Origin of the sequence: Candidatus Angelobacter sp., from assembly GCA_035607015.1 — a bacterium.
GTDB lineage: Bacteria > Verrucomicrobiota > Verrucomicrobiia > Limisphaerales > AV2 > AV2.
The window spans coordinates 1-4,385 of sequence record DATNDF010000079.1 but is presented as its reverse complement, the minus strand read 5'-3'; the positions used below and the strand labels follow the sequence as shown (position 1 = coordinate 4,385).

4 protein-coding genes and 1 tRNA gene are annotated in these 4,385 nt (G+C 59.9%); 3 read left to right on the top strand and 2 right to left on the bottom strand.

Features of this window, described 5'->3' with window-relative positions; all coding sequences use genetic code 11:
* The coding region (locus VN887_03275; GenBank protein HXT39022.1) for a polyprenyl synthetase family protein at positions 1–470 on the top strand (470 nt) is incomplete at its 5' end.
* Positions 471–485: 15 nt separating this feature from the next.
* Positions 486–860, top strand: a complete 375-nt coding sequence (locus tag VN887_03270; protein ID HXT39021.1) for a hypothetical protein — start codon at positions 486–488, stop codon at positions 858–860.
* Between the two features lie 19 nt (positions 861–879).
* Here the strand turns inward: VN887_03270 and VN887_03265 are convergent, their stop codons facing one another.
* The gene (locus tag VN887_03265) at positions 880–2,334 is read right to left on the bottom strand and encodes a tetratricopeptide repeat protein (GenBank protein ID HXT39020.1); all 1,455 of its coding nucleotides are present in this window, start codon (positions 2,332–2,334) and stop codon (positions 880–882) included.
* 131 nt (positions 2,335–2,465) lie between these two features.
* On the opposite strand from VN887_03265, the gene VN887_03260 reads away from it, so the two are divergent.
* Positions 2,466–2,550, top strand: a tRNA-Leu gene (locus VN887_03260).
* 333 nt (positions 2,551–2,883) lie between these two features.
* Here the strand turns inward: VN887_03260 and VN887_03255 are convergent.
* Positions 2,884–4,385, bottom strand: a 1,502-nt coding sequence (locus tag VN887_03255) for a chloride channel protein (GenBank protein HXT39019.1), incomplete at its 5' end; no start/stop codon positions are given.

Below are 4,385 nucleotides of genomic sequence, written 5' to 3'. Positions count from 1 at the left end.
ACATCATTCTGGAAATCACGCAGGCCGCCGGATCGCTTCAGCTCATCGCCGGACAGGTTGCCGACCTCGAAGGCGAGGGCCGGAAGATTTCCGCCGGGCAATTGAAATACATTCACGAACGCAAGACCTCGGCACTGCTCTGCTGTTCAACGCGCCTGGGCGGCATGAGCGCAAACTGCACGAAGGCGCAACTGAAGGTGCTGACTGACTTCGGTTACAACGTCGGCCTCGCGTTCCAAATCATCGACGACATCCTCGACATCACCCAGACCAGCGAGAAGCTCGGCAAAACGGCGGGCAAAGACACCCGGGCGCAAAAGGCAACTTACCCGGCCATCGTCGGCCTGGAGAAATCGAGAAAGATAGCTCAACTGCTCACGGATCGCGCGTTTGCCGCGCTCAGAACTTTCAAGGGAAAGGCCGTCGCGCTCGAAGCGCTCGCAATGTATCTTTTGCAGCGTGATAGGTGACTCGCCGACTCATGTATGGAAGTACAACGCGCAGCGGACAGCGAATTTAGTGTATGGAGAGTGGCGATTGCGGTGTCCGCCATTTTACTTCTGATGGCTGCAATCGCGATTCCCAGCCGGATTCGTAGTGGACCCGGTCCCTTGAACAGCATCTTTAACAACCTCCGGGTCATCGAAGGCGCAAAGAATCAGTGGGCGTTGGATAAGAAACAACCTGTCGGCGCAGTTCCAACATGGTCTGACCGCGCACCCTACTTGATGAATGGCAAATTTCCGCGTTACGTTCTGAAGGAAAGATACACCCTTAACGCTGTTGGTACGCCTGCGAGTACGAAAGCACCGGTCAAATCAGGGACATATCCGGCGGGGAGCACGATCACGGCCGATTGAACCACAGGGAAAATGCGGACTACTGCCCCGAATAATACGAATCCACTTTCGCCGCGACATCCTTGTAGCCAATATCACTCTCGTAAATCAGTTTGAACTGTTCGATGGCCTCCTCCTTCTTGCCCATCTTCTCGAGCACGCAGCCGAGCGTATAAATCAGCTCCTTCTTTTCGTCATCGAAGGTGAGCTTTTCCTTGATCGCATTTTGCAGGGTGCGCGCCGCCAGGTCGTTCATGCCGCGCCGCGCAAAGCACTGGCCAAGGTAACTCATCGCCTGCACCCGTTTGTGCGGATTGTTCTGCGCCTTCTGAAACTCGGAAATCGCCTCGCTGATTCTGCCGGCCTTGAAATATCGCTCGCCCAGTTCAAACCGGATCGCCAGATCGTTCGGGTATCTTTCCGCGCGCTTTTTGATCTCTTCGAGTTCGTAAGCGACGCGTTCGGCGTTGATGCGCGCCGCCTGCTCGGCGTGGTCCGGCGCCGCCGGGTCGAGCTGCGCCAGCGCGTGCTCAAACTTTTTTACCGTCGTCTCGGCGATGGCCCGTTCGAGCGAGGGGTCGGAGGTGCCCTCGCCGGCGGTGATCCGATTGTAATATTCCAGCGCCTTGTCGAATTGTTTTTTCTGCGCGTTAAGTTCCGCCGCGGAGCGCAGCAGGCGAAGATTGCCCGGTTCCCGTGCGATGCGCGCCTCGCAGTCGGCCAGCAACTGGCCCGCCACGTCGTCACTCTTCATGGCCCGCTTTTCCTGCTCGAGCGTCGTGGCCTCGTGCTTGTCCTTCAGAATATCGCGATACGAACCGCCGCCGCCCTCCAGTGCCTCATACCCGCCCTCAGACATTGTGCGGTTCGCGGAAACATTCTTCAGCACGCGCCCGATCTCCGGGTCGTTGGGGAAGGTGCTCGCCAGTTCCGCCAGGATCTTCTCGCCTTTTTCCGACTGGCCGCATTGCGACAGCGCTTTGCCCAGCTTTATGGCCACGTCGCGGTCGGGGGATTTTCTGAAGGCAAATTCCAGCGACAACGCTGCCGTCCGCGGCAGGTCAACCGTCAGAGCCGCTTCGGCGAGCATTTTATGCGCGGCAATATTGTTCGGGTCGCCGTTGAGGATTTGTTCGGCGATGTTGATGGCGTCAACCGGGTTTGTGCGCAGCGCAATCTGGCCCTTGGCGAGCAGCGGAGAGTTGCTTGCTGTGCCAAACATTTTTTTCAGAAAGCCGCCCTTGTTGCCCGCGCGCTTCACCTGGGTGGCGCGCAACGCCTCGCGCCCGGCATAAAAACCCGGCTCCTTCAGGAGCACTTGTTCGAGGATGGCGATGGCGTAATCGAAGTTCTGGCGCTGGAGGGCGGCCAGGGCTTTTTCGTACTGCTCCCGCAGCGGGCGGGGAATGGCGGTCAAACTCTTTTCCGGCATGTGAAAATCGTAGCGATTACCGGGCCAAAAATCCACCTCAATCGAGGCGCCGGCACAGGGCATTGACGCAGAATCCGGACCGGGAATTCGCGAAATAGTTTCGATGATCTCCCGGGATTTGCTGGCGATTGCGTGTCCCGTCGGCTAAATTCCACTTGCTCCCCGCCAGGGTGTGCTTCAATTTAGGCTGCGTTGCGGATATGGCGGAATTGGCAGACGCGCTACTTTGAGGTGGTAGTGCCGCAAGGCGTGCAGGTTCAAGTCCTGCTATCCGCACCACCTTTCTTCAGAAAACAGGGTTCCCGATGCTCCCAGCATGGTAATCACAGAAAAGGCGTATGAATCCAGGAGTTCAGAAGTGATGTTCCCACTGTGCACGACAGTTGCACCAGACCATTTAACTGCCATGGGGACGCGAAAAGTCATGCGGAAGGGCGAAGAAGGATTTAACAACAGACCCGGAGGTCACTGGGGGCAAGCCGCCAGTGCTGTGGCCATGGTTGGGCGAACGCCCGCCGCGCCACCGAGGCATAACTGAGTCCGTTGCCGCGTGGATAGAACCTGCGGCCGCGCCGGGAGGACGCCTGGGAATTGACTGCTTCAGGAGTGACGTCAACCCTGCAACGGCAGGAGTTCGGAGATTTCGCTGCGCTCGCGAACGCCCTCCTCTTCGAGATGCCGGACACGCGCTGCCATCACGTTCCCGCGCCCAAGATAGCCGACGATCTGTTTCCCATCGTCGCGGCTGACCACGGGCAGCCGGCCGATGTTATTTTTGAGCATCTTTGCGACGGCGTCGAGCAGCACTTCGTCCGGATAGGCGACGATCGGGTCGCGCCCGCCCGCTTCCAACACCGTCATCCGACCCGTACGGTCTCGTTGCAGCGCTCGCACGAGGTCGCCGCGCGTGATGATGCCGACCAGCCGCCGCTTGCTGTCCACGATCAATGTGCCCTGACGCCGGGACAGTTCCGGGTCATTCCGCGCGATCCGGTCCGACAATTCGCCAACTTTCATCGTGGCGGGGATGGTGGGCGGGTTCTCGTCCATCACTTCGCGCACCCGCAACAATTCAAATACGTCGATGCTGTATTCGCGTGTGATATGATGGCCGCGCCGCGCGAGTTTTTCGGTGAGGATGGAGCGGCGCAGCAGCAACACTGTGACGGCCAGTGCCGCCACGCAGCCGATCAACAGCCCCGGCAGCGCGTTGAGATCGTGCGTCAGTTCGAGCATGAACACCATGCCGGTGAACGGCGAGCGCATCGTGCCACCCATCATCGCTCCCATGCCGATCATCGCCCAGAAACCGGGGTCACCGGCCGGCAGCCATTGCCCGATCGCCGCGCCGAGCGCGCCGCCCATGATCAACAATGGCGCCAGCACGCCACCGGAAGTTCCCGAGCCGAGCGAGATTGACCACACCAGTGACTTCGCGAGGAGAAGGCCGACAAGCGCGCCGCCAACCACTTCGCCTCGCAGCAGCGAGTGAATGAGATCGTAGCCCACACCCAGCACGCGAGGATCAATCCATCCGCCCAGGCCGACGAACACTGCGCCGATCGCCGGCCACCACATCCAGTGAACGGGCAGCTTTTGAAACAGGTCTTCACATGCGTACACCAACAGGGTCAACAGCCCGGAACCGAACCCGGCGAGAATTCCGACGCAGAGAGAAAGCAGCAGGATCGTCGGGCCAAGAGCGCTGTGCGGAGGAATGAAAAAAATCGGCCCCCCGCCCAGCAGCGGAACGCGCAGCGCGGCCGCGACGGTTGCTGAAATTGCGACCGGAATGAAACTGCGCGGCTTCCATTCAAAAAGCAGCAATTCGACGGCGAGCAAAACCGCGGCCACCGGCGTGGCGAAAACGGCGGACATGCCGCCCGCCGCGCCGGCAACCAGCAGGGTTTTCCTTTCCGCGGCGGTCAGATGAAAGAATTGCGCGAACAACGAGCCCAATGCGCCGCCGGTCATGATGATCGGGCCTTCTGCTCCGAACGGCCCGCCGGTGCCGATGGCAATGGCCGAAGAGACCGGTTTGAGGATGGCAACCTTGGGTTCAATCCGGCTGCGGCCGATCAAAATGGCTTCGAGCGCTTCCGGGATGCCGTGCC